The organism is Enterobacter sp. MG-EB028 (assembly GCF_056673305.1).
Map to the genome: position 1 here is coordinate 1,068,128 of NZ_CP195079.1, position 25,453 is coordinate 1,093,580.

At 57.6% G+C, this 25,453-nt stretch carries 24 protein-coding genes; 16 read left to right on the forward strand and 8 right to left on the reverse strand.

All coding sequences use genetic code 11. From position 1 onward, the window contains the following. Positions 1 to 26 precede the first annotated feature (26 nt). The 3 genes from malZ (at position 27) to ACR42C_RS04950 (ending at position 5,934) form a co-directional block, all read left to right on the forward strand. On the forward strand, positions 27 to 1,844 hold the full coding sequence (gene malZ, locus ACR42C_RS04940) for a maltodextrin glucosidase (protein WP_479984837.1): 1,818 nt from the start codon (positions 27 to 29) through the stop codon (positions 1,842 to 1,844). Positions 1,845 to 1,930: 86 nt separating this feature from the next. Continuing rightward, complete coding sequence (locus ACR42C_RS04945) at positions 1,931 to 4,552, forward strand: DUF2339 domain-containing protein (RefSeq protein WP_479984838.1); 2,622 nt, start codon at positions 1,931 to 1,933, stop codon at positions 4,550 to 4,552. Continuing rightward, a complete protein-coding gene (locus tag ACR42C_RS04950) occupies positions 4,549 to 5,934 on the forward strand; it encodes a DUF3999 domain-containing protein (RefSeq protein WP_479984839.1) in 1,386 nt (461 codons plus the stop codon). The genes ACR42C_RS04945 and ACR42C_RS04950 overlap by 4 nt, the downstream gene beginning before the upstream one ends. A 42-nt stretch (positions 5,935 to 5,976) precedes the next feature. Here the strand turns inward: ACR42C_RS04950 and ACR42C_RS04955 are convergent, their stop codons facing one another. Together ACR42C_RS04955 and acpH are read right to left on the reverse strand one after the other, a co-directional pair. Beyond that, the gene (locus ACR42C_RS04955; protein WP_003859113.1) at positions 5,977 to 6,579 is read right to left on the reverse strand and encodes a peroxiredoxin C; all 603 of its coding nucleotides are present in this window, start codon (positions 6,577 to 6,579) and stop codon (positions 5,977 to 5,979) included. 127 nt (positions 6,580 to 6,706) lie between these two features. Then, positions 6,707 to 7,288 carry an ACP phosphodiesterase gene (gene acpH, locus ACR42C_RS04960; RefSeq protein WP_116341640.1) on the reverse strand — a complete coding sequence of 194 codons (582 nt, stop codon included), beginning with the start codon at positions 7,286 to 7,288 and terminating at the stop codon, positions 6,707 to 6,709. A gap of 92 nt (positions 7,289 to 7,380) precedes the next feature. On the opposite strand from acpH, the gene queA reads away from it, so the two are divergent. The 7 genes from queA to ACR42C_RS04995 all read left to right on the forward strand — a co-directional run bounded on the left by queA (position 7,381) and on the right by ACR42C_RS04995 (position 14,047). Then, positions 7,381 to 8,451 (forward strand): tRNA preQ1(34) S-adenosylmethionine ribosyltransferase-isomerase QueA, encoded by a 1,071-nt coding sequence (gene queA, locus ACR42C_RS04965; RefSeq protein ID WP_479984840.1) that lies wholly within the window; start codon positions 7,381 to 7,383, stop codon positions 8,449 to 8,451. 53 nt (positions 8,452 to 8,504) lie between these two features. Then, entirely contained in the window at positions 8,505 to 9,632 is a 1,128-nt protein-coding gene (gene tgt / locus ACR42C_RS04970; protein WP_045259930.1) for a tRNA guanosine(34) transglycosylase Tgt, read from the forward strand. A 22-nt stretch (positions 9,633 to 9,654) separates the two neighbouring features. Then, complete coding sequence (yajC, locus tag ACR42C_RS04975) at positions 9,655 to 9,987, forward strand: preprotein translocase subunit YajC (RefSeq protein WP_000007630.1); 333 nt, start codon at positions 9,655 to 9,657, stop codon at positions 9,985 to 9,987. A gap of 27 nt (positions 9,988 to 10,014) precedes the next feature. After that, on the forward strand, positions 10,015 to 11,862 hold the full coding sequence (gene secD, locus ACR42C_RS04980) for a protein translocase subunit SecD (protein ID WP_071888278.1): 1,848 nt from the start codon (positions 10,015 to 10,017) through the stop codon (positions 11,860 to 11,862). A gap of 10 nt (positions 11,863 to 11,872) precedes the next feature. After that, on the forward strand, positions 11,873 to 12,844 hold the full coding sequence (gene secF, locus ACR42C_RS04985) for a protein translocase subunit SecF (protein WP_028012143.1): 972 nt from the start codon (positions 11,873 to 11,875) through the stop codon (positions 12,842 to 12,844). Between the two features lie 142 nt (positions 12,845 to 12,986). Continuing rightward, positions 12,987 to 13,352 (forward strand): VOC family protein, encoded by a 366-nt coding sequence (locus ACR42C_RS04990; protein WP_008503341.1) that lies wholly within the window; start codon positions 12,987 to 12,989, stop codon positions 13,350 to 13,352. Positions 13,353 to 13,366: 14 nt separating this feature from the next. Next, entirely contained in the window at positions 13,367 to 14,047 is a 681-nt protein-coding gene (locus tag ACR42C_RS04995) for a helix-turn-helix transcriptional regulator (RefSeq protein ID WP_116341636.1), read from the forward strand. 120 nt (positions 14,048 to 14,167) lie between these two features. Here ACR42C_RS04995 and ACR42C_RS05000 read toward each other — a convergent pair whose 3' ends face one another. Further along, a complete protein-coding gene (locus ACR42C_RS05000; RefSeq protein ID WP_116341805.1) occupies positions 14,168 to 15,046 on the reverse strand; it encodes a nucleoside-specific channel-forming protein Tsx in 879 nt (292 codons plus the stop codon). A gap of 270 nt (positions 15,047 to 15,316) precedes the next feature. Continuing rightward, complete coding sequence (locus ACR42C_RS05005) at positions 15,317 to 15,856, reverse strand: SadB/YajI family lipoprotein (protein ID WP_116341803.1); 540 nt, start codon at positions 15,854 to 15,856, stop codon at positions 15,317 to 15,319. A 153-nt stretch (positions 15,857 to 16,009) separates the two neighbouring features. Here ACR42C_RS05005 and nrdR point away from each other — a divergent pair, with 153 nt between their 5' ends. From nrdR to thiL, 5 genes are all read left to right on the forward strand, one after another. Continuing rightward, positions 16,010 to 16,459 carry a transcriptional regulator NrdR gene (gene nrdR / locus ACR42C_RS05010; protein WP_008503337.1) on the forward strand — a complete coding sequence of 150 codons (450 nt, stop codon included), beginning with the start codon at positions 16,010 to 16,012 and terminating at the stop codon, positions 16,457 to 16,459. A gap of 4 nt (positions 16,460 to 16,463) precedes the next feature. Beyond that, entirely contained in the window at positions 16,464 to 17,567 is a 1,104-nt protein-coding gene (gene ribD, locus ACR42C_RS05015; protein WP_479984841.1) for a bifunctional diaminohydroxyphosphoribosylaminopyrimidine deaminase/5-amino-6-(5-phosphoribosylamino)uracil reductase RibD, read from the forward strand. Between the two features lie 87 nt (positions 17,568 to 17,654). Next, positions 17,655 to 18,125, forward strand: coding sequence for a 6,7-dimethyl-8-ribityllumazine synthase (gene ribH, locus ACR42C_RS05020; protein WP_006176874.1), 471 nt, complete (start codon positions 17,655 to 17,657; stop codon positions 18,123 to 18,125). 21 nt (positions 18,126 to 18,146) lie between these two features. Beyond that, a complete protein-coding gene (nusB, locus tag ACR42C_RS05025) occupies positions 18,147 to 18,566 on the forward strand; it encodes a transcription antitermination factor NusB (protein ID WP_006809908.1) in 420 nt (139 codons plus the stop codon). A gap of 77 nt (positions 18,567 to 18,643) precedes the next feature. Further along, the gene (gene thiL / locus ACR42C_RS05030) at positions 18,644 to 19,615 is read left to right on the forward strand and encodes a thiamine-phosphate kinase (protein ID WP_479984842.1); all 972 of its coding nucleotides are present in this window, start codon (positions 18,644 to 18,646) and stop codon (positions 19,613 to 19,615) included. Between the two features lie 73 nt (positions 19,616 to 19,688). Here the strand turns inward: thiL and ACR42C_RS05035 are convergent, their stop codons facing one another. From ACR42C_RS05035 to xseB, 4 genes are all read right to left on the reverse strand, one after another. Next, positions 19,689 to 20,663: an aldo/keto reductase gene (locus tag ACR42C_RS05035; RefSeq protein ID WP_479984843.1), complete on the reverse strand. Its 975-nt coding sequence runs from the start codon at positions 20,661 to 20,663 to the stop codon at positions 19,689 to 19,691. 63 nt (positions 20,664 to 20,726) lie between these two features. Next, positions 20,727 to 22,589: a 1-deoxy-D-xylulose-5-phosphate synthase gene (gene dxs / locus ACR42C_RS05040; protein ID WP_116341627.1), complete on the reverse strand. Its 1,863-nt coding sequence runs from the start codon at positions 22,587 to 22,589 to the stop codon at positions 20,727 to 20,729. Positions 22,590 to 22,613: 24 nt separating this feature from the next. Further along, a complete protein-coding gene (gene ispA / locus ACR42C_RS05045) occupies positions 22,614 to 23,513 on the reverse strand; it encodes a (2E,6E)-farnesyl diphosphate synthase (RefSeq protein ID WP_116341625.1) in 900 nt (299 codons plus the stop codon). Then, the gene (gene xseB / locus ACR42C_RS05050) at positions 23,514 to 23,756 is read right to left on the reverse strand and encodes an exodeoxyribonuclease VII small subunit (RefSeq protein WP_045909783.1); all 243 of its coding nucleotides are present in this window, start codon (positions 23,754 to 23,756) and stop codon (positions 23,514 to 23,516) included. A 191-nt stretch (positions 23,757 to 23,947) separates the two neighbouring features. On the opposite strand from xseB, the gene thiI reads away from it, so the two are divergent. Beyond that, positions 23,948 to 25,396 carry a tRNA uracil 4-sulfurtransferase ThiI gene (thiI, locus tag ACR42C_RS05055; RefSeq protein ID WP_116341623.1) on the forward strand — a complete coding sequence of 483 codons (1,449 nt, stop codon included), beginning with the start codon at positions 23,948 to 23,950 and terminating at the stop codon, positions 25,394 to 25,396. Positions 25,397 to 25,453: the final 57 nt, after the last annotated feature.

The window sequence follows — 25,453 nt, forward strand, 5'->3', positions numbered from 1 at the left end:
GTCAATTTCATCAGAGGGGATTCGTGATGTTAAACGCCTGGCACCTTCCGGTTGCCCCATTTGTTAAGCAAAACAAAGACAACCTTGTGATTACGCTCTGGCTGGCGGGGGAAAACCAGCCTGAACGCGTGACGCTTCGCGCCGAAATTGATAACGAAGAGACCGGGCTGAAAATGCACAAGCTGCGCAGCCAACCGCAGCCGGGGATCACCGCGTGGCGGGCGAATATCGATTTGCGCAGCGGGCAGCCGCGCCGTCGATACAGCTTCAAGCTGCTGTGGAACAACCGTCAGCTGTGGTTTACCCCGCAGGGGTTTAGCCGTTTCCCGCCCGCGCGGCTGGAGCAGTTTGCCGTCGATTATCCTGATAACGGCCCGCAGTGGGTTAACGAACAGGTCTTTTACCAGATTTTCCCGGACCGCTTTGCGCGCAGCGAAAAACGCACCGCCGACCAGGACAAGGTCTATTTCCATCATGCGGCCGGTCACGACATCATCCTGAAAAAATGGGATGAACCGGTGACGGCGCAGGCAGGTGGCTCGACGTTCTACGGCGGCGATCTCGACGGCATCAGCGAAAAGCTGCCGTACCTGAAAAAACTGGGCGTGACGGCGCTGTACCTCAACCCGGTGTTTAAAGCCCCGAGCGTGCACAAATACGATACCGAAGATTATCGCCACGTTGATGAGCAGTTTGGCGGCGACGAGGCGTTGCTGCGCTTGCGTAAGAATACGCAAAAAGAGGGGATGCGCCTGATCCTGGACGGCGTGTTCAACCACAGCGGCGATTCGCACGCCTGGTTTGACCGCCATAACCAGTCGATGGGCGGGGCATGTCATAACCCGGACTCGCCGCAGCGCGACTGGTACAGCTTTAACGAAGAGGGCCGCGCGCTGGACTGGCTGGGCTACCCGAGCCTGCCGAAGCTGGATTTCCAGTCGCCTTCTCTGATTGATGAAATTTACGGCGGTGAAGACAGCATCGTCCGTCACTGGCTGAAGGCACCGTGGAATATGGACGGCTGGCGCCTGGACGTGGTGCATATGCTCGGTGAAGCGGGCGGGGCGCGGAATAACCTTCAGCACGTCGCCGGGATCGCGCGCTCGGCAAAATCGGCCCAGCCGGAGGCGTTTGTGTTTGGCGAACACTTTGGCGACGCGCGCCAGTGGCTGCAAAACGATGCGGAAGATGCGGCGATGAACTATCGCGGCTTTACCTTCCCGCTGTGGGGATTCCTGGCAAATACCGATATCTCATACGATCCGAACCATATCGATGCCGAAACCTGCGCAGCGTGGATGGATAACTATCGCGCAGGCCTGTCGCATCAGCAGCAGCTGCGGATGTTTAACCAGCTCGATAGCCATGATACCGCGCGCTTTAAATCCCTGCTCGGCAAGGATGTGGCGCGTCTGCCGCTGGCGGTCACCTGGCTCTTCACCTGGCCGGGTGTGCCGTGCATTTACTACGGAGATGAAGTGGGGCTGGACGGCAACAACGATCCGTTCTGCCGCAAAACCTTCCCGTGGGAGGAAGAGAAACAGGACAAGGTGCTGTTCAGCCTGTATCAGCGGCTGGCGAAACTGCGCAAGCAGAGCCTTGCCCTGCGCTACGGTGGCTGTCAGGTGGTGTACGCCCACGATAACGTGGTGGTGTTTGTCCGCGTCTATAACCAGCAGCGCGTGCTGGTGGCGATCAACCGGGGCGAGGGCTGCGAAGTGGTGCTGGATGATTCACCGCTGCTAAAGGTGGCGATGTGGAAGAACAAAGAGGGCAAGGCGACGATGCAGGACGGCGTGCTGGCGCTGCCTGCGGTATCCGCGACGGTCTGGCTCGGCAGCTAATCCGCTAATGTTTCCACCTTTTAAGATGGCGCAAATGCAACGATTTGTGTCAATCTTAACGGATTGTATACGGTGAAGGTGGAAACATGGACGAGCTTTACATCCTTGGCTGTTTGTTCCTGGTTTTTGCGCTGCTGGTTGCGCCCGTGCTCGCGGTTATCGGGTTTAATCGAAGCACGGCGGCACAGCAGGAGATCGCCCGGCTACGCCAGCGCATTGAGGCGCTTGAGCAGCGCGGCGCGGCAGAGATAGCGCCGGAGCCAGAACAGGTGCAAGCTGCTACTCCGGCGGTCGTGACCGCGCTGGTGGCTGAGGACGCTCCCGCGCCTGTCGATCCCTGGCGTCCCGAAATTCCCGCTATCGAGGCCGAACCCGCTCCGGCCCCTGCGTCAGCGGCTAAACAGCCTTCTGCCTTTGGTGGCATAGTGACGTCGCTGGCGCGCTGGTTTATGCAGGGTAATCCCCTGGCGAAGCTTGGCATTCTGCTGCTCTTCCTCGGCCTCTCTTTCCTGCTGCGCTATACCGTTGAACACTCCCTGTTCCCGCTTGAGCTACGCCTGGTGGCGACGGCGCTGTTTGCCATCGTGCTGCTGGCGGTTGGGTGGCGGCTGCGGCACAAGCAGCTGGTCTACGCGCTTATCTTACAGGGCGGGGCGACGGGCATTCTCTACCTGACGGTCTTCGGCGCCTTCCGGCTCTGGCAGATGCTGCCGATGACGCTGGCCTTTGCGCTGCTGGTGGTGATTTGCGCCGCGAGCGTCGGGCTGGCGGTGCTGCAAAAGGCGTTGAGCCTTGCCATGCTGGCGAGCCTCGGTGGATATCTCGCGCCGCTGCTGCTATCTACCGGGGGCGGCAACTTTGTGGCGCTGTTTTCCTTCTATCTCCTGCTTTCCATCGGCATTCTCGCCATCAGCATCTGGCAGCACTGGCGCGAGCTTAACCTGCTCGGACTGCTCTTTACCTTTGGCGTGGGCGGCCTGTGGGGGCTGAGTGATTACCAGCCTGAAGACTATTGGATCTGCCAGCTGTTCCTGATTGCCAATACGCTGATCTTCGGCGTGCTGAGCGTAGCGCTGTCGCTGAGGGCGCAGGAGAAAGGGAAGCAGATTATTGACGGCGTGCTGCTGTTTGCCCCGCCGCTGGTGGGTTTTGGGATGCAGTACGGCATGACCCGACACTGGGAATATGGCCCGGCCCTGAGCGCGCTGGGATACGGGGCGTTTTATCTTACCCTCGCGTTCCTTGCGCTGCGGCGCTATCCCTCCATCGGACGACCGCTGGTGATGGCGGCGCTGGCCATCGGCGGCGGATTTGCCACGCTCGCCATTCCGCTGGCGCTCTCCGCGCGCTGGACGGCGATGGCCTGGGCGCTTGAGGGGCTGGGTATCCTCTGGCTGGGCGTGCAGCAGCACCAGCGACGCATGAGCTATAGCGGGACGGCGCTGCTGGTGCTGGCGCTCGGCAGCGCGCTGTGGGCGCAGATGAATGGCGTTACGTCGCTGAGCCTGCTGCTGATCTTCACCATCCTCAGCCTTTGCTGGCTGGCTGCTGCCTGGCTGTGGCGGAACCTCTTTCTGCCGGTTAGCTGGGCGCTGCTGGCAGGCGGGCTGCTGTTCTGGCTCGTGGCGCTATTTGGCGCGTCGCGGCTGGTGTTGAAGCAGGAATTACCTGTTCTGGCAGGCGTGCTGGCGCTGACGGCGGCGTCGGTCTGGGGCTGGCGGCAGGCTGCGGCTCGTCTGGCGTGGCGGGAACTGGATGCCAGCAAATGGCTGCTGTGGCCGCTGATGCTGGTGATGGTGGGCTATCAGCTCTTGCACCAGCAGATGTTTGCCGCCGGCTGGTCAAATCTGGCCTGGGGAATCGCGCTTCCTGCCGCGCTGATGCTGCTGCGGCGCGACGGCGCCCGTTTAGCGCCGCGCATCTCTGGGGGGCTGCATCTGTCTCTGTTCTGGATGATTTTACTGGCGCTGGCGGCGGAGCTTTACTGGTTTGCCCGGTCGCTGCCGTGGGGCATGGCGGCCTGGGGCAGCGGGCTGGCAATGGCCGCAGGCGGCGGGGTGATTATGGCGCTCTCTGCGGCGGTACGCCGTCGCGGGTGGCCGTTCCGGGAGTGGCCCGCACTCTACGCGTGTATAGCACCGATCCCCGTGGTCGCGGCGCTGCTGGTATTGCTGGTGGTGACCAATTTCCAGGACGGCGTGGTTTACCGTCAGACCTGGCTGCCGCTGGTGAATCCGCTTGAGGAAGGCGCGGCGTTCGCGCTGCTGGGGCTGGTGGTCTTTTATCAGATGGTGGAACGCTACTACCCGGCGCTGCTCTCGCAGGCACGTCCGTGGCCTGCCGTCGCGATTATGGCGTTTGGCTTCTGGTGGCTTAACGGTGCGCTGATGCGCGCCCTGGCCTGGTACGGCGACGTGGCCTGGAATATGGCATCACTGTGGGATTCGCGGCTTATCCAGACCTCGTTTGCCCTGTTCTGGATGCTGAGCGCGCTGGTGATCATGGTCCACGCCACCCGCCGGGCTTCCCGTCAGGAGTGGCTTGGCGGTGCCGCGCTGCTGGGGGTGGTGATGGTTAAACTGATGCTGGTAGACAGTGCGGGCGGAGGCGGTCTGTCACGCGCGGTGGCGTTTATCGGCGTGGCAATACTGGTGCTGATCGTGGGGTATTTCTCGCCGCTGCCGCCCAAAACAGGAGACGAAAAATGAAATGGATGAAAGCGGTAGCCTGTACCGCGCTGCTGGCGCTTGCCGCCCCGGGGTTCTGCGAAGAGGTACAAACGGAATCGCCCCGGGACTATGCCTTTGGCCGCTCGCTGGATACGTCTGCTCCTTCCCAGTGGTATCGGGTGACGCTGCCGCTCGCCGTCTATGCGCAGAGCACGTCGCCGGATCTGCATGACGTTCGCGTCTTTAATCAGTCGGGCGAGCCGGTTCCCTTCAGCCTGGTTACCGCGACGCGCCCGCAGGCGGCAGTGCAATCCACGGCGCTGCGCCTCTTTCCGCTGGACGCGTCGCCCCTTGCGCCTGCGCGAGGGGGTGAGGAGAGCGATAAGATCCTGCTCCGTTCCGCAAACGGCGTTGAGATTGTGCTTGAAGGACAAAATGCCGCCGCAACCGGCCAGCATTATCTGCTGACTCTGCCGGAGCAGGATACGGGGGAAATAAGGCTGTCCCAATTACAGCTGCTCTGGAATACCCCTCAGACGCCGTGGCAGGGAACGGCGTCGGTCTATTACAGCGAGGATCTTAAGCGCTGGTATACCCTGCGTGAGGATATGCCGCTGCTGGACGTGGTGAGCGGGCAGGATCGTCTTAAGCTGGACCGGATCGATACCGATATTGTTTTGTCTCCCGATACGAACCGCTATCTCCTGGTGGTGCTGAACGCGCAGAGCCAGGGAATAACCTTGACCGGCGTAAACGCAATCAGCGCACCTGCCCAGGCGGCCCCGGAAGCGATCGACCTTGAGGGGGAAGGGGAGCAGCTATCGACAAGCGAAGCGCAGTGGCGCTGGGCGCGTCCGCAGCCGCTGAGTGCTGTCAGCATCTCACTGAACGGCGATGGCGTCCTTCCCGTGGAGATAGCGTGGCGGAGTTCGGATAAAGACGCATGGCACCCCCTGAAAAAAGAGGTTCTTTACCGTCTGGAGGGAAAAACGTCTCCACCAGTTTCGCTTAACGGGGGCCTGGTGCAGGCGGTGAAAGTCACGACGCTGAATGCGCGCCTGCCGGAGTACCTGCCGAGCGTCACCGGGCATCGCGATCGCTATGACCTGGTGTTCAACGCGCAGGGAAAAGCACCGTACGTGCTCGCCTGGGGTAACGGGGCGGCAAAACCTGCCAGCGTGGAGCCGGGCATGCTGATCCCTGCCGGGCTGCGCAAGACCTATGATATGGCGAACCTGCCGCAGGCCGACATTCTGGATGATGTCGCGTTAGGCGGCGAGGGGCGTCTGACCGCGACCTCTGCGTCCGAGCGGGAGAGCAGGATGAACGCGCTGCTGGTGTGGGGTGTGCTGATTGCGGGCGTGATTCTGTTGGCGGTCATGGCCTGGCGCATCTGGCGAGAGACGCAGCGTAAGGCATAAAAAAGGCCCGCATAAGCGGGCCTCTTCCGTAAACCGTGCCGATTACAGGCTGGATACGTTCTCAGACAGGTATTTAGCTACGCCGTCTGGGGAAGCTGCCATACCTTCTTTACCTTTTTCCCACTGAGCCGGGCACACTTCGCCGTGCTCTTCGTGGAACTGCAGCGCGTCAACCATGCGCAGCATTTCGTCGATGTTACGACCCAGCGGCAGATCGTTCACAACCTGGTGACGAACGATGCCGTTTGCGTCGATCAGGAAGGAGCCGCGCAGCGCAACGCCAGCGTCCGGATGTTCGATACCGTAAGCTTGCTGGATTTCGCGTTTGATGTCCGCAACCATTGCGTATTTCACCGCACCGATGCCGCCGTTTTCGACAGGGGTGTTACGCCATGCGTTGTGTACAAATTCAGAGTCGAAGGAGACGCCAACCACTTCCACGCCACGCTTCTGGAATTCTTCATAACGTTTGTCGAACGCGATCAGCTCAGACGGGCAAACGAAAGTGAAGTCCATTGGCCAGAAGAACAGAACGGTCGCTTTACCGTTGGTGTGCTGTTTGAAGTTGAAGTTTTCAACGATTTCACCGTTGCCCAGAACTGCTGCAGCTGTAAAATCCGGAGCCGGACGAGTTACCAGAACCATATGATTCTCCTGTAGATACTAAGGTTATTTGGAACGCAACGCGAGCCAGTATAGAGAGTGTTCCTGGATAAGACAAAGAGGTGGTGACAATCGTTCCACCAGCTTTTACCTATCAATGTGAATTCTGTTACAGCTGTTTGTTTTTCGCCTGCGCCATCATGCGTGGATAGAACTGCCAGAATTGGCTCTCCAGCGCATCGTAATGTTCATCCAGGTCATACCAGGAGTCGCGCAGCGCATCCAGCCGCGGGCGGCGGCTTGCCATCCCATTCAGCACATTCTGGATGAAATCCATCTCGCGATAGCGCTCCAGCCAGCGTTCTGACCACAGGTAGTTATTCAGATTCACAAAGCGCGGCGGCGAGTCGGGCAGAATAATCGACACCTGCTGGTGAGCGTAGCGCACAAACGCCGGCAACGGCATCTCCGGCGACAGCTGTTCCCAGTGGCGCGACAGGAAGTGGTCCCACATCACGTCGAGCGTGATCGGCGCAACGCGGCGCGTTTCAGGGCGAAACCACGCTTTGGCTTCCGTCACTTCCGGCAGCTTATCCGTCAGCACGTCGATGCGGCGGTGCATAAAAATCCCGTCGACAACCTCAGGGGAATAGTCCTCTGCGGGGTTGCCGCGCACAAAATCGGCCAGCAAATTGCCGGAAAGGGAGCTGTCAGCGAGATGAGCGAGATGCAGGTGAGCGAGAAAATTCATGCGTTTTATTTGTCCAGTGGCGGCTAGTTGTTGCAGCAAAAGGGTGTGAGCACTAGACTATGCCGCCTGTTTTTAAGTCACGAGTATACGTCATGCGCGTCGCCGATTTCTCCTTTGAACTACCTGAATCCCTGATTGCTCACTATCCCATGCCTGAGCGCAGCAGCTGTCGCTTACTGTCACTGGATGGGCCAACGGGCGAGCTGACGCACGGTACTTTCACCGATTTGCTCGACAAGCTCAACCCTGGCGATCTGCTGGTCTTTAACAATACCCGCGTGATCCCGGCGCGCCTGTTTGGCCGTAAGGCCAGCGGCGGCAAGATTGAAGTGCTGGTCGAACGTATGCTCGATGATAAACGCATTCTGGCACATATTCGCGCCTCCAAGGCACCGAAGCCGGGCGCGGAGCTGCTGCTCGGCGATGACGAGAGCATTAAAGCGACCATGACCGCGCGCCACGATGCGCTGTTTGAGGTGGAATTCAACGACGAGCGTACGGTGCTCGATATCCTGAACGCCATCGGCCATATGCCGCTGCCGCCGTACATTGAGCGCCCGGACGAAGAGGCTGACCGCGAGCTATACCAGACCGTTTACAGCCAGAAGCCAGGCGCGGTGGCTGCACCCACGGCGGGTCTGCACTTTGATGAGCCGCTGCTGGAAAAGCTGCGTGCCAAAGGCATTGAGATGGCGTTTGTGACGCTGCACGTTGGCGCGGGCACCTTCCAGCCGGTGCGCGTGGACAGCATTGAAGACCACATCATGCACTCCGAGTATGCCGAAGTGCCGCAGGATGTGGTGGACGCGGTGCTGGCGGCGAAAGCGCGGGGTAGCCGCGTCGTGGCCGTCGGTACGACGTCCGTGCGTTCACTGGAGAGCGCCGCGCAGGCGGCGAAAAACGATCTTATCGAGCCGTTCTTTGGCGATACGCAGATCTTTATCTACCCGGGCTATCAGTACAAAGTAATTGATGCGCTGGTGACCAACTTCCATCTGCCTGAATCGACGCTGATTATGCTGGTCTCCGCGTTTGCCGGTTATCAGCATACGATGAACGCCTACAAGTCTGCGGTAGAACAAAAATATCGCTTTTTTAGCTACGGGGACGCGATGTTTATCACGTACAATCCGCTGGCTTTGAATGAGCGTGTCGGGGAATAAGTCCGCGGCACCGTATTACAACGTTGGACTGTTTTTCTGACGTCGGAGAAAAAATGAAATTTGAACTTGATACCACCGATGGCCGCGCGCGTCGCGGTCGCCTGGTGTTTGATCGCGGCGTGGTGGAAACCCCCGCGTTTATGCCTGTGGGCACATACGGCACCGTAAAAGGGATGACGCCGGAAGAAGTTGAAGCCACTGGCGCACAGATTATCCTCGGCAATACCTTCCACCTGTGGCTGCGTCCGGGTCAGGAGATCATGAAGCTCCACGGCGATCTGCACGATTTTATGCAGTGGAAAGGCCCGATCCTCACCGACTCCGGCGGCTTCCAGGTCTTCAGCCTGGGCGATATCCGCAAGATCACCGAGCAGGGCGTACACTTCCGTAACCCGATCAACGGCGATCCGATTTTCCTCGATCCAGAAAAGTCGATGGAGATTCAGTACGATCTCGGTTCTGACATCGTGATGATCTTCGACGAATGTACGCCATACCCGGCAGACTGGGACTACGCGAAACGCTCTATGGAGATGTCTCTGCGCTGGGCGAAGCGCAGCCGCGACCGTTTTGACTCCCTGCAGAACAAAAATGCGCTGTTTGGCATTATTCAGGGCAGCGTTTACGAAGATTTACGCGATATCTCTGTTAAAGGTCTGGTAGAGATAGGTTTTGATGGCTACGCTGTCGGCGGTTTGGCTGTGGGTGAGCCGAAGGAGGACATGCACCGCATTCTGGAGCACGTCTGCCCGCAAATCCCGGCGGATAAACCACGATACCTGATGGGTGTGGGTAAACCCGAAGATCTGGTGGAAGGCGTACGTCGCGGCATTGATATGTTCGACTGCGTGATGCCAACCCGCAACGCGCGTAACGGTCATCTGTTCGTTACCGATGGCGTGGTGAAAATCCGTAACGCGAAGCATAAGAGTGACACCAGCCCGCTCGATTCCGAGTGCGATTGCTATACCTGTCGCAATTATTCTCGCGCGTATCTGCATCATCTCGATCGTTGTAACGAGATTTTGGGCGCGCGTCTCAATACGATTCATAATCTTCGCTACTATCAGCGCTTAATGTCTGGTTTACGCAAGGCTATCGAAGAGGGTAAATTAGAGAGCTTCGTGACCGATTTTTACCAACGTCAGGGGCGGGATGTTCCACCGTTGAACGTTGATTAATATTAATAATGAGGGAATTTGAATGAGCTTTTTTATTTCTGATGCGGTAGCGGCAACAGGTGCTCCGGCGCAGGGCAGCCCGATGTCTCTGATCCTGATGCTGGTTGTGTTCGGTCTGATCTTCTACTTCATGATCCTGCGCCCACAGCAGAAGCGTACCAAAGAGCACAAAAAGCTGATGGACTCCATCGCGAAAGGCGATGAAGTGCTGACCAACGGTGGTCTGGTCGGCCGCGTAACCAAAGTGGCTGAAAGCGGCTACATTGCTATCGCCCTGAACGACACCACTGAAGTGGTTATCAAACGTGACTTCGTAGCTGCCGTTCTGCCGAAAGGCACTATGAAGGCGCTGTAATCCCAACTTTTCCCAAAGGGAACTGCCGTGTTAAACCGTTATCCTTTGTGGAAGTACATCATGCTGGTCGTCGTGATTATCGTCGGCCTGCTGTACGCGCTTCCCAACCTGTATGGTGAGGATCCGGCTGTTCAAATCACTGGCGCGCGCGGTGTCGCCGCCAGTGAGCAAACGCTGATCCAGGTCCAGAAAACGTTACAAGAAGAAAAAATTACCGCTAAGTCTGTGGCTCTGGAAGAGGGTGCAATTCTTGCTCGCTTCGACACCACCGACACGCAGCTCCGCGCTCGCGAAGCGCTGATGGGCGTGCTGGGTGACAAATATGTCGTGGCGCTTAACCTTGCTCCTGCAACCCCTCGCTGGCTGGCTGCGCTGAACGCAGAGCCAATGAAACTCGGTCTTGACCTGCGTGGCGGCGTTCACTTCCTGATGGAAGTGGATATGGATACCGCGCTCGGCAAGCTGCAGGAACAGAATATCGACAGCCTGCGCAGCGATCTGCGTGACAAAGGCATCCCATACACTACCGTGCGTAAAGAAGATAACTACGGCATGAGCATCACGTTCCGCGACAGCGCGGCGCGCGATCAGGCTGTAGATTACCTGACCCAACGTCACCGTGACCTGGTGATCACCTCTCAGGGCAGCAACCAGCTGCGTGCGGTGATGACCGATGCGCGTCTGAAAGAAGCGCGTGAATATGCCGTTCAGCAGAACATCAACATTCTGCGTAACCGTGTGAACCAGCTGGGTGTGGCTGAGCCGTTGGTACAGCGTCAGGGTGCTGACCGTATCGTGGTTGAACTGCCGGGTATCCAGGATACCGCGCGTGCGAAAGAGATTCTCGGTGCGACCGCGACGCTGGAATTCCGTCTGGTGAACTCCAATGTTGACCAGTCCGCCGCGGCGTCTGGCCGTATTCCGGGTGACTCCGAAGTGAAACAGACCCGCGAAGGTCAGCCGGTTGTGCTGTACAAGCGCGTGATCCTGACCGGTGACCACATCACCGACTCCACGTCGAGCCAGGATGAGTACAACCAGCCGCAGGTTAACATCTCGCTGGATAGCGCGGGTGGTAACATCATGTCTAACTTCACTAAGGACAACATCGGTAAACCGATGGCGACCCTGTTCGTGGAGTACAAAGACAGCGGTAAGAAAGATGCAAACGGTCGTGCGGTGCTGGTGAAAGAGGAAGAGGTGATTAACATCGCCAACATCCAGTCTCGTCTGGGTAACAGCTTCCGTATTACCGGTATTAACAACCCGAACGAAGCGCGTCAGCTCTCTCTGCTGCTGCGTGCCGGTGCGCTGATTGCGCCAATTCAGATTGTTGAAGAACGTACTATTGGTCCAACGCTGGGTATGCAAAACATCCAGCAGGGTCTGGAAGCGTGTCTGGCCGGTCTGGCGGTCTCTATCCTCTTCATGATCTTCTTCTATAAGAAGTTTGGTCTGATTGCGACGTCCGCGCTGATCGCGAACCTGGTGCTGATCATCGGCATTATGTCCCTGCTGCCGGGGGCGACGCTGACCATGCCGGGGATTGCGGGTATCGTTCTGACCCTTGCGGTGGCGGTCGACGCCAACGTACTGATTAACGAACGTATCAAAGAAGAGTTGAGCAACGGTCGCTCTGTTCAGCAGGCGATTGACGAAGGCTATAAAGGCGCGTTCAGCTCCATTTTCGATGCGAACGTAACAACACTGATTAAGGTTCTTATCCTGTATGCAGTGGGTACTGGCGCGATCAAAGGCTTTGCGATTACAACCGGTATCGGTGTCGCAACGTCAATGTTTACCGCTATTGTCGGCACCCGTGCCATCGTGAACCTGCTGTACGGCGGCAAGCGCGTCAAAAAGCTGTCTATCTGAGGAGTGCGTTGTGGCACAGGAATATACTGTTGAACAATTGAACCATGGCCGTAAAGTCTGGGACTTTATGCGCTGGGACTACTGGGCCTTCGGCATTTCAGGTTTACTGCTGATTCTGTCCATCATCGTTATGGGCGTGAAAGGCTTTAACTGGGGTCTGGATTTCACCGGTGGTACGGTCATCGAGATCTCCCTGGAAAAACCGGTCGATATGGACCAGATGCGTCTGTCTTTGCAGAAAGCGGGCTTTGAAGAGCCGCTGCTGCAGAACTTCGGCAGCAGCCGCGACATCATGGTGCGTATGCCGCCGGTGCACGATGCCAACGGCAGCCAGGAGCTGGGCAGTAAGGTCGTACAGGTCATTAACGAGACCACCAGCCAGAGCGCGGCGGTCAAGCGTATTGAGTTCGTCGGCCCGAGCGTGGGTGCAGACCTGGCGCAGACCGGCGCCATGGCGCTGCTGGTGGCGCTGATCTCCATCCTGGTGTACGTCGGTTTCCGCTTCGAGTGGCGACTGGCGGCCGGTGTGGTTATCGCTCTGGCGCACGACGTGGTGATCACCATGGGCATACTGTCTCTGTTCCACATTGAGATTGACCTGACTATCGTGGCATCCCTGATGTCCGTTATCGGTTACTCACTGAACGACAGTATCGTGGTATCTGACCGTATCCGTGAAAACTTCCGTAAGATCCGTCGCGGCACGCCGTACGAAATCTTTAACGTGTCGTTGACCCAGACGCTGCACCGTACCTTGATCACATCCGGTACCACCCTGATGGTGATCCTGATGCTGTTCCTCTTCGGTGGCCCGGTGCTGGAAGGCTTCTCGCTGACCATGCTGATCGGTGTCTCCATCGGTACGGCGTCGTCCATCTACGTCGCGTCCGCTCTGGCCCTGAAACTCGGTATGAAGCGCGAGCACCTGCTCCAGCAGAAAGTCGAAAAAGAAGGGGCGGATCAGCCGTCCATTCTGCCGTAAGGCGACGTTTAGTGCGTTATCGGAATCCCGGTCTGTTGACCGGGATTTTTTTTATCTGCTCCTGACAAACACTCCTGACAGTATGCTGTCAGGAGCCCTGTCGTAGACTCCTTCTGAACCCAAACAACAGGCAGGAGGATGTATGAAAAGCGTAATTAACTGGTTTGAAATTCCGGTCTCGGATATGGATCGCGCCATCAAATTTTATGAGCCGGTCATGCAGCTCGCGCTGCGTCGCGAGAAAATGGATTGCGCAGAGCTGGCGGTTTTTCCGCATGAGGATCCCGCCACCGGTGGGGCGCTGGCAAAATTTGACGGCGTTACACCGTCTTTGCAGGGCGCTATTATTTACCTGCATACTGACAATCTGGCGGCGACGCTCGATCGCATTGCCTCCGCGGGCGGCGAGTGCGTGTTTGGCCCGCTGGAACTGCCGCATGGTATCGGCACTATCGCACTGTTTACCGACAGCGAGGGTAACCGCGTCGGCCTCCATCAACCTGCCTGAGAGCGGAATGAGATATGACCCGACGCGCTGACCGTTTGTTTCAGATTGTGCAGATCCTGCGGGGCAGGCGTCTGACAACGGCAGCGCATCTGGCGGACCGGCTTGGCGTGTCCGAGCGCACGGTCTACCGCGATATCCGCGACCTGTCGCTTTCCGGCGTGCCGGTGGAAGGCGAGGCAGGAAGTGGATATCGGCTAATGTCGGGTTTTGATCTACCGCCGCTGATGCTGACAAATAAAGAATCCGAAGCGCTGATGGTCGCGATTCGCCTGCTCAAAACCTGGGGAGGCGAATCGCTGTCGCGCGAGCTGGAGTCGGCCCAGGAGAAGGTGCTGGCTATCCTGCCCGAGGAGAACCGTCGAAAGGCGGAGCAGACGCGGATCTACGCCCCGGATTTTTGCATGCAAAGCCACTCCCGCAGCGATTTTGACATGATCCATCAGGCGATTTCCGCCCAGCGCGTATTGGCGCTGCATTATCGTGATGAAGCCGGGCAGCTCTCAAAACGTGAGGTTCAGCCGCTGGGCTTGTTCTTCTGGGGGGAGCGCTGGCTGCTGGCAGCGTGGTGTGAACGGCGCGATGACTACCGCTGTTTTCGGCTCGACCGGTGTCTCAATATTGTGCAGACGGAGAGGCGTTTCAGCGAGAGTGCGGACAGGTCTTTGGCGGATTTTTTGCGGAAGGTGAGGCAGTAAAAAGCCGGGTGGCGAGGTAAAAGCAAAACGGCAACGTGTGTTGCCGTTTTTAGTATTTGTTCCCTCTCCCTGTGGGAGAGGGGCAGGGTGAGGGCATCAGCCCGCACGGTCCCGCACTGATTAGAAGTTGTAACCTACGACCAGGTAACCACCCCAGCCGGTAGAACGAACGTGTTCGTTCATCCATACCAGTTTAGCGTCGTCGTTCCACTGGCCGCCGTTGTGCCAGTAACGTGCCACAACAGAGTAGTGCCAGTGATCGTAGTTCAGCGCCAGGATGTGACTGGAGGCGATGGAGTCATTGGTACGCTGCTTAATACCGTTCTCTGCGTAACCGCTCTTATCGCCCAGATCTGAACCCCAGTCGAAGTTGGTGAAGCCGATGTAGCTCAGGTTACCGCCCCAGAGTTGGGTAATTGGAACAAAGTATTTCACTTTGAAACGGTAGCCATCCCACTCGTTCTGGTTTTCAGCACCGTAGTTCTGCCACTGATATTTCGCGTATACGTTCAGGGACAGGCTCATTGGCAGGCCCGTGTCGATGTCGGTACCCAGACCCATATACCAGGTGCTCTGACGACCGGACTCGTTGCGGCCCATGTCGTAGATATAGTTGTTCGCGAAGTACCACTCTTTAAACGGACCGAAGCTTAGATTGGTGCCGGTCAGCTTGTCGATGGAGAAGCGCGGTTCGATCTCCATGAACAGTGGGGAACCGTGGTTCCAGATACCTTTAGCCTGAGAGTTACCACCGAAGAAGACCGGTGCATCCATATAGCCATAGAAATCAAACCAGTCTTTCTTGGCGAATGCTTCGTACTCCAGGTAGGTATCGTTGCGGATCTGTGGTCCGAAACGGGTGTGGTAGCTGCCTACCACGTTAACGCTCTGGTGCCACCAGTCGGAGAGGTATTGTGGTTTCTCGTTTTCCGCTGCGTTAACAGTGAAAGAGGAGGAAAGTGCCAGAACTGCACCGGCTGCGAGTAATGTTTTTTTCATAATCATGCCACTGATTGAAATTCCCTTCCGGGAGTGAAAAATGCGCGAATTGCGTTTCTAAATATTTCGTGTTTCTGCGGTGCCTATTATAGGAATCCCTGCTCACAAAAATATGTGTTGTTTCACATATCTCTCACACGCGTAATCGATTGCGTTCACGTTTGCGTACTTTAAACGGCCGGGATTGTAGCGGCAATCATTTCTGTTGCCAATCCATACGAAATGTAAATGTTAGCGGAGTGACATTTCACTCCGCTCAAAAGGAGGGGATTACTGCGCGGCGGGTTGGATATCGTGAATGCGGATAAAGCCTAACTGCTCAGGCGTAAGGCCGCTTAACTGAAGCGGAATATCCACATCGCTGGGCGCTAACACGCTGGCCGGAGCGGTGAACAGCTGATTCTTCACATTCACCTCCTGGTAATTCTCCGTGGTGCCCTGGATCTGTCCCCATTCGACGGTACCGCTAAAGGCTGGCAGCGGATCGTTAGATTCGCCATGAATACGCAATGTTGCGCGCGTACCATCCGCATTCGCCGCCACGTTCACCAGCGACATTTTCAGCGTGCCAATCTGGCTGTTGAGCAGAGCAGGCGTGTTTGCCCCCGGCAGCAGGTACACCCCGCTGCTGGATTTGGCGTTCAGCGCGTTTTGCTGGGTGATCTTCACCGTTTCTTTGTTCAGTTTGTCCATCGCCGTGTTGAGCGTATTCACGCTTTGTTTCATCTGACGAACTTCGGTTTGCTGTGCACAGGCACTGAGGGTGAAGAGGCTCCCCACCAGTAAAATTCTCAGGTAACGTCTTGTCATAGCGTTTATTTCCTTGAAATAACGGATCCCCATAATGGTAGCCAGCAACGCGTCGCCAGACATAGATCCTTTGTCTCAAAAAAGCTCTTCCTTTGTTGTCAGGCCAGATCAGGGTAAAATGAAAATCAGTTAACCAGATAACAGGGATACCGTATGCATTGCCCATTCTGCTCCGCTGTGGATACCAAAGTCATCGACTCTCGTCTTGTGGGCGAAGGGTCTTCAGTGCGCCGTCGTCGGCAGTGTCTGGTGTGCAACGAGCGTTTCACGACCTTTGAGGTTGCAGAGCTGGTAATGCCGCGCGTGGTAAAAAGTAACGACGTGCGCGAGCCGTTTAACGAAGAGAAACTGCGCAGCGGAATGCTGAAGGCCCTCGAAAAACGGCCCGTCAGCGCGGATGACGTCGAAATGGCGCTAAACCACATTAAATCTTACCTGCGTGGCCTTGGCGAGCGTGAAGTGCCGAGCAAAATGATCGGCAACCTGGTGATGGAGCAGCTGAAAAAGCTCGATAAGGTCGCCTATATCCGCTTCGCTTCGGTCTACCGCAGCTTCGAAGACATCAAAGAGTTTGGCGAAGAGATCGCCCGCTTACAGGATTAAGCTCATGCACGATGAGATGTACATGGCGCGAGCCATGAAGCTGGCGCAGCGCGGTCGTTTTACCACCCATCCCAACCCGAACGTCGGGTGCGTTATCGTGAAAGATGGCGAGGTCGTGGGGGAGGGTTTTCACTATCGCGCAGGCGAGCCGCATGCGGAGGTTCATGCGCTGCGCATGGCCGGCGAGAAGGCGCGCGGCGCCACCGCCTATGTGACGCTGGAGCCCTGCAGCCATCACGGGCGTACGCCGCCGTGCTGTGAAGCGCTGATTGCTGCGGGCGTTTCACGCGTGGTCGCATCGATGCAGGACCCGAATCCGCAGGTGGCCGGACGCGGCCTGTATCGCCTGCAGCAGGAAGGGATTGACGTCAGCCATGGGCTGATGATGCAGGACGCCGAAGCCCTCAACAAAGGCTTCCTGAAGCGCATGCGCACAGGGTTCCCGTATATTCAGCTCAAGCTGGGCGCCTCGCTGGACGGCCGTACGGCGATGGCAAACGGCGAAAGCCAGTGGGTAACTTCGCCACAGGCAAGGTGCGATGTGCAACGTCTGCGCGCGCAAAGCCATGCTATCCTCACCAGCAGTGAAACGGTCCTGGCTGACGATCCGGCCATGACCGTGCGCTGGGATGAACTGAATGCCGATACCCAGGCGCTTTATCCGCAGGAGAACCTGCGTCAGCCGCTGCGTATTGTTATTGATAGCCAGAACCGCGTAACGCCGCAGCACCGCATCGTCCAGCAGCCGGGTGAAACCTGGATTGCGCGCACGAGGGAAGATACGCGCGACTGGCCGGAAGGCGTGCGCAGCGTTATGGTGCCGGAGCATAACGGGCATCTGGATCTGGTGGTGCTGATGATGCTGCTCGGCAAGCAGCAGGTGAACAGCATCTGGGTCGAAGCTGGTCCGACGCTTGCCGGCGCGCTGCTTCAGGCGGGGCTGGTGGATGAACTGCTCGTCTACGTTGCACCTAAACTGTTAGGTCACGACGCGCGCGGCTTGTTTGTGCTGCCCGGCCTTGAAAAACTGGCCGACGCACCGCAACTCACATTCAGCGAGATTCGTCCGGTGGGTCCGGATGTCTGCCTCCATTTAACGACAGCGTAATTGCTCCCGAAATAGGGAAGCAGTGCGCAAAGTATTATGATAAAATCCGCCCCCCTGCGGGGCCAAATGAACCCGTAAAGGAAGAGTATGAACATTATTGAAGCTGCTGTAGCTACCCCGGACGCTCGCGTCGCCATCACCATTGCGCGTTTCAACAACTTCATCAACGACAGCCTGCTGGAAGGTGCGATTGACGCCCTGAAACGTATCGGCCAGGTTAAAGATGACAACATTACCGTTGTTTGGGTTCCAGGCGCTTATGAACTGCCACTGGCGGCGGGCGCGCTGGCGAAAACCGGTAAATACGACGCGGTGATTGCGCTGGGTACTGTTATTCGTGGCGGCACTGCGCACTTCGAATACGTTGCGGGCGGTGCAAGCAACGGTCTGGCACACGTTGCGCAGGATGCTGAAATTCCTGTCGCGTTCGGCGTGCTGACCACCGAAAGTATTGAACAAGCCATCGAACGTGCTGGCACCAAAGCCGGTAACAAAGGTGCAGAAGCTGCACTGACCGCGCTTGAAATGATCAATGTATTGAAAGCCATCAAGGCCTGATTTTTTTGTAAGGGGAATTCCGTGAAACCTGCTGCTCGTCGCCGCGCCCGTGAATGTGCCGTCCAGGCACTTTACTCCTGGCAGTTGTCCCAGAACGACATCGCTGATGTTGAATACCAGTTCCTGTCAGAACAGGACGTGAAAGACGTTGACGTTCTGTACTTCCGTGAACTGCTGTCGGGAGTGGCGACTAATAGCGCGTATCTCGATGGCCTGATGAAGCCATACCTGTCCCGTCTGCTCGAAGAGCTGGGCCAGGTGGAAAAAGCAGTGTTGCGTATCGCGCTGTTTGAGCTGTCTAAACGTGATGATGTCCCGTACAAAGTGGCCATCAACGAAGCGATCGAACTGGCGAAAACCTTCGGCGCTGAAGACAGCCACAAGTTTGTTAACGGCGTACTTGATAAAGCAGCACCTGCGATCCGTCCCCACAAAAAGTGATCCGCAAACCGGAGTCCTGCATTGCCTGACGGGCAGTGCGGCTCCGGTTTTTTCTTTTATTTGCTGAGGCATAACGTATGGCATGCGGCGAATTCTCCCTGATTGCCCGTTATTTCGACCGTGTCAGAACCTCTCGTCTTGATGTTGAAACCGGCATTGGCGATGACTGTGCACTTCTCAATATTCCTGAAAAGCAGACGCTGGCAATCAGCACCGACACCCTGGTGTGCGGACGTCATTTCCTGCCCGATATCGATCCTGCCGATCTGGCGTATAAAGCCCTGGCGGTGAACGTCAGCGATCTGGCGGCTATGGGGGCCGATCCTGCCTGGCTGACGCTGGCTCTGACGCTACCAGAGGTGGATGAAGCCTGGCTGGAAGCCTTTAGCGATGCGCTGTTTGAGCAGCTTAGCTACTATGATATGCAGCTGATAGGCGGTGATACCACTGCCGGGCCGCTGTCGATGACGCTGGCGATCCACGGCTATGTGCCGTTCGGTCGCGCGCTGAAGCGCTCGGGCGCTAAACCGGGCGACTGGATCTATGTGACCGGTACGCCGGGAGACAGCGCGGCAGGGCTGGCGATCCTTCAGGATCGCTTAACCGTGAAGGACGCTGACGATGCGGCATATCTGGTGAAACGCCACCTTCGCCCAACGCCGCGCATTCTGCACGGTCAGGCACTGCGCGAGCGGGCCAGCTCGGCTATCGATCTCTCTGACGGGCTGATCTCGGACCTCGGGCATATCCTGAAGGCCAGCGGCGTGGGCGCGCGCGTTGACCTGGATCTCTTCCCGCTGTCTGAGCAACTGCTTCGCCATGTAGAGCCTGAGCAGGCGCTGCGCTGGGCGCTATCCGGCGGCGAGGATTACGAGCTGTGCTTCACCGTTCCTGAGCTGAACCGTGGAACGCTGGACGTGGCGTTAGCGCATCTCGGCGCGAAATTTACCTGTATCGGTCAGATCATGCCAGAGAGTGAAGGGCTGAAGTTTGTGAAAGACGGTGCGCCCGTTACGCTGGACTGGAAAGGGTACGATCACTTCGCGTGAGTTTGTGCCTTTGTATTGCCGGGTGGCGGCTACGCCTTACCCGGCCTACGGATTAGAGGGTTAGGGTGAGGGCTTATTTAAACCCCACCACCGGATGCTGCTGATACGGCGTTTCCAGCTCGGCAACCTGCTCCGGCGTAAGCGTGATATCAACCGCATTCAGCAGCTCATCCAGCTGTTCTTCCCGCGATGTGCCGATAATCGGTGCCGCAACCCCGCGCTTGCCCAACAGCCAAGCCAGCGCCACCTGCGCGCGGGTGGCGCCGGTATCATCGGCAATTCCGGCTAACCGTTCGGCAATCAACGCATCGCTGGCTTCGGTACCGGAATAAAGATTTTTTCCCACTTCATCCGATACCAGACGAGCCGTGGTTTCTCCCCACGGGCGGGTTAATCGACCGCGCGCCAGCGGGCTCCACGGGATCACCGCCACGCCTTCCTGATGGCACAGCGGCAGCATCTCGCGTTCTTCTTCCCGGTAGATCAGGTTGTAGTGATCCTGCATGGTGACAAAGCGCGCCCATCCGTGCTGCGCCTGGAGATCCAGCGCCTGAGCAAACTGCGACGCGTGCATAGACGATGCGCCGATATAGCGTACCTTACCGGCTTTCACCACGTCGTTGAGCGCCTCAAGCGTCTCCTCGATCGGCGTGTTGTAATCCCAGCGGTGTATTTGCAGCAGGTCGACGTACTCCATGTTCAGGCGTCTGAGGCTGTCATCAATGGAGCGCAGGATCTGCGCGCGAGACAGGCCCTCAGCCAGGTCGCCCACTGGATAGTAGACCTTGGTGGCAACGACGATGTCATCCCGGCGGGCAAAATCGCGCAGGGCGCGGCCGACAATCTCCTCGCTGCTGCCGTCGGAGTAGCTGTTGGCGGTGTCAAAGAAGTTAATGCCGCCCTCGATGGCGCGTTTGATTATCGGGCGGCTGCTCTCTTCCGGCAGCGTCCAGGCGTGGTTTCCCCGATCGGGCTCGCCAAAGGTCATGCAGCCCAGGCAAAGCCGGGAAACGCTAAGGTCGGTTTTTCCTAATGTTGTGTATTGCACGGTCCGCTCCTGCTGTTTTAAACATGAGGTTTAAGCATAGCAGGAGCAGAAAAGGGGGAGGGGTTATGCCAGCCAGCTGCGGATTTTGGCTTCGATACCGGCAGCGTCCAGGCCAATCGCCGCGCGCGCTTCGTCCTGGGTACCTTGCGGAATGAAGTAGTCCGGCAGGCCGAGGTTTAGCACAGGAACGGCCTTACGGTTTGCCATCAGCACCTCATTCACGCCGCTGCCCGCGCCGCCCATAATGGCGTTTTCTTCCAGCGTAACCAGCACGTCGTGCGTCTCAGCCATATTCAGAATCAGGGACTCATCCAGCGGCTTCACAAAGCGCATGTCCACCAGGGTAGCATTCAGCGTTTCAGCCGCTTTCGCCGCCTCCGGCATCAGCGTGCCGAAGTTCAGGATCGCCACTTTCTCACCGCGACGCTTCACCAGACCTTTACCGATCGGCAGTTTTTCCAGCGGCAGCAGCTCGACGCCCACTGCATTGCCGCGCGGGTAGCGAACCGCGCTTGGGCCATCCTGATAGTGGTAGCCGGTAAACAGCATCTGACGACATTCGTTCTCGTCGCTTGGCGTCATGACAACCATATCCGGGATACAGCGCAGGAAGGAGAGATCGAACGCGCCCTGGTGCGTCTGGCCGTCGGCACCGACGATGCCCGCGCGGTCGATAGCAAACAGCACCGGCAGCTTCTGGATGGCCACGTCGTGGATAACCTGATCGTAGGCGCGCTGCAGGAAGGTGGAATAGATAGCGACAACCGGCTTGTAGCCGCCAATCGCCAGGCCAGCTGCAAACGTCACCGCATGCTGCTCGGCAATAGCAACGTCGAAATACTGGTCAGGGTATTTTCTGGAGAACTCCACCATGCCGGAGCCTTCACGCATGGCCGGAGTGATCGCCATCAGCTTGTTGTCTTTCGCTGCGGTTTCGCACAGCCAGTCGCCGAAAATTTTGGAATAGCTCGGCATGCCGCCGCTGCTTTTTGGCAGACAGCCGCTGGACGGATCGAATTTCGGCACCGCGTGGAAGGTGATCGGATCTTTTTCCGCCGGCTCGTAGCCACGCCCTTTTTTGGTCATGATGTGCAGGAACTGCGGGCCTTTCAGGTCGCGCATGTTCTTGAGCGTGGTCACCAGACCCAGCACGTCATGGCCGTCAACCGGGCCAATATAGTTAAAGCCCAGCTCTTCAAACAGGGTGCCCGGTACGACCATACCTTTGATGTGTTCTTCGGTACGTTTGAGCAACTCTTTAATCGGCGGTACGCCGGAGAAAACTTTTTTGCCGCCTTCGCGCAGCGAGGAGTAGAGCTTGCCTGAAAGCAGCTGCGCAAGATGGTTGTTCAGCGCGCCGACGTTTTCGGAGATCGACATTTCGTTATCGTTAAGGATAACCAGCATGTCCGGCTTGATGTCGCCTGCGTGGTTCATGGCCTCGAAGGCCATACCGGCGGTAATGGCACCGTCGCCAATCACGCAGACGGTGCGGCGCTGCTTGTTCTCTTTTTCGGCGGCAACGGCAATACCGATGCCCGCAGAAATGGAGGTCGAGGAGTGGCCGACGCTCAGTACGTCATACTCGCTCTCTCCGCGCCACGGGAAGGGGTGCAGGCCGCCTTTCTGGCGAATAGTGCCAATTTTATCGCGACGTCCGGTCAGAATTTTGTGCGGATAGGCCTGGTGGCCCACGTCCCAGATAAGCTGATCGAACGGCGTGTTATAGACGTAGTGCAGCGCCACGGTCAGCTCTACCGTGCCAAGCCCGGAGGCGAAATGGCCGCTGGAGCGGCTTACGCTGTCGAGCAGGTAGCGACGCAGCTCGTCGCACAGCTTCGGCAGGCTCTCTTTCGGCAACAGACGTAACTCCTGGGTGGAGTCAACTAACGCCAGTGTCGGGTATTTGGCAATATCAAAACTCATCAAAGGCTCATCGAGATATATAGTTTATTTATTACGCTGGATTATATAGTCCGCTAGCGCTTCCAGTGCCGAGGTATCCAGCGATTGCGCGGCCAGCTCATTCAGCGACCGGCGGGCATCGTCAATCAGATCCCGGGCTTTACGTTGGGCTTGCTCAAGTCCCAGCAGGGCGGGGTAGGTACTTTTGCCAAGCTGCTGGTCGGCACCCTGACGTTTACCCAATGTTGCAGTATCGCCCACCACATCCAGAATGTCATCCTGAACCTGGAATGCCAGACCGATACTTTCTGCGTATCTGTCCAGAATCGGCAGGGCTTTGCGCCCTTGCTCACCCGCGCTCAGCGCGCCCAGGCGAACGGCGGAACGAATAAGCGCGCCCGTCTTATGGCGGTGAATACGCTCCAGCTGTTCCAGATTAACCTGACGTCCTTCCGCTTCAAGATCCAGCGCCTGACCGCCGCACATGCCGGCCACACCGCTGGCCATCGCCAGTTCGGAGATCATCGCCAGGCGGTCGCGGTCGCTTACTTCCGCCATCGGCGCGTCGCTCAGAATGGAGAACGCCAGCGTTTGCAGGGCATCACCCGCCAGAATGGCATTCGCCTCGCCAAACTTAATGTGGCAGGTTGGCTGACCCCGACGCAGATCGTCGTCGTCCATCGCCGGAAGATCGTCGTGAATCAGCGAGTAGGCGTGAATGCACTCAACGGCGGCTGCCGGGGCGTCCAGCGTGTTATCGCTGATACCAAACATATTGCCGGTGGCGTACACCAGAAACGGGCGCAGGCGCTTTCCACCCAAGAGTGCGCCATAGTGCATGGCTTCAACCAGTGGAGTGTTCTGAAAAGGCTGTGGCGCAATAAATCGGCGCAGGGCGTCGTTGGCGCGCACGACGCGCGCCTGAAGCTCGTTGGCAAAATCCATTTACTCGGCGTCCGGTGTGAAAGGCGTGGTTTTCGCCTCTTCGCTGTCGGAGAGCAGGATCTGCACGCGCTGCTCGGCCTGCTGCAGTTTGACCTGCCCCTGGCGCGCCAGCTGCACGCCGCGCTCGAATTCGTTGAGCGCTTCTTCCAGCGGGAGATCGCCGCTCTCAAGACGGGTAACGATTTGCTCCAGTTCACTCAGCGCAGTTTCGAAACTGGCCGGTGCGTCGTTCTTCTTCGGCATAGTGAATTGACTCTTATATTCTCAGCCCCGACATGGTAACGGACTCAGGGCAATTATCAAATAACGCGCAATGTGCACAGGAGCGGCGCGATGGTGGTATACTTGCGCGCCTGGATGCAGCCACGGGTGTGGGCTGCTGTACTCTTTTCCATTACAAGCCTTAATACGCTTGCCTAAGAAACATTGCCGCCATGAAGTTTATCATTAAATTGTTCCCTGAAATCACCATCAAAAGCCAATCTGTGCGTTTGCGCTTTATTAAAATTCTCACCGGGAACATTCGTAACGTATTAAAGCACTACGACGAAACCCTCGCCGTGGTGCGCCACTGGGACCACGTTGAAGTGCGCGCCAAAGACGAAAACAAACGTCAGGATATTCGCGACGCGCTGACCCGTATTCCGGGGATCCACCATATCCTGGAAGTGGAAGATGTTCCGTTCAGCGATATGCACGACATCTTCGAGAAAGCGCTGGTCCAGTACCGCGATCAGATCGAAGGCAAAACCTTCTGCGTGCGCGTGAAGCGTCGCGGCAAGCACGAATTCAGCTCCATTGAAGTGGAACGTTACGTTGGCGGCGGTCTGAACCAGCACGTTGAAACGGCGCGCGTACGTCTGACCAACCCGGACGTGACCGTGAACCTGGAGATCGAAAACGATCGCCTGCTACTGGTGAAAGGGCGCTATGAAGGCATCGGCGGCTTCCCGATTGGCACCCAGGAAGACGTATTGTCCCTGATCTCCGGCGGCTTCGACTCCGGCGTCTCCAGCTATATGCTGATGCGTCGCGGCTGCCGCGTGCACTATTGCTTCTTCAACCTGGGCGGCGCGGCGCACGAAATCGGCGTACGTCAGGTGGCGCATTACCTGTGGAACCGCTTCGGCAGCTCCCACCGCGTGCGTTTTGTGGCGATCAACTTCGAACCTGTGGTCGGTGAAATCCTTGAGAAAGTGGACGACGGCCAGATGGGCGTGGTGCTGAAGCGCATGATGGTGCGTGCGGCGTCCAAAGTGGCGGAACGCTACGGTGTGCAGGCGCTGGTCACCGGCGAAGCGCTGGGCCAGGTCTCCAGCCAGACGCTGACCAACCTGCGTCTGATCGACAACGTCTCTGATACGCTGATCCTGCGTCCGCTGATCTCCCACGATAAAGAGCACATCATCGACCTGGCGCGCGAAATCGGCACCGAAGATTTTGCCCGTACCATGCCGGAATACTGCGGCGTGATCTCAAAAAGCCCGACGGTGAAAGCGGTGAAGGCGAAGATCGAAGCGGAAGAAGAGAATTTCGACTTCAGCATTCTGGAAAAAGTGGTGGCGGAAGCGTCCAACATTGATATCCGCGAGATTGCCCAGCAGACCGAGCAGGAAGTGGTTGAAGTTGAAACCGTGAGCGGTTTCGGCGCTAACGATGCGATTCTGGATATCCGCTCCATTGACGAGCAGGATGACAAGCCGCTGCAGGTGGAAGGCGTGGAGGTGGTTTCGCTGCCGTTCTACAAGCTGAGCACTAAATTTGGCGACCTCGATCAGAGCAAAACGTATCTGCTGTGGTGTGAGCGTGGGGTGATGAGCCGCCTGCAGGCGCTTTATCTGCGCGAGCAGGGCTTTGCGAATGTGAAGGTGTATCGCCCGTAGTGTTTTGTCGGGGAGTGCGGCCTGTTGCCCTCACCCCGACCCTCTCCCACGGGGAGA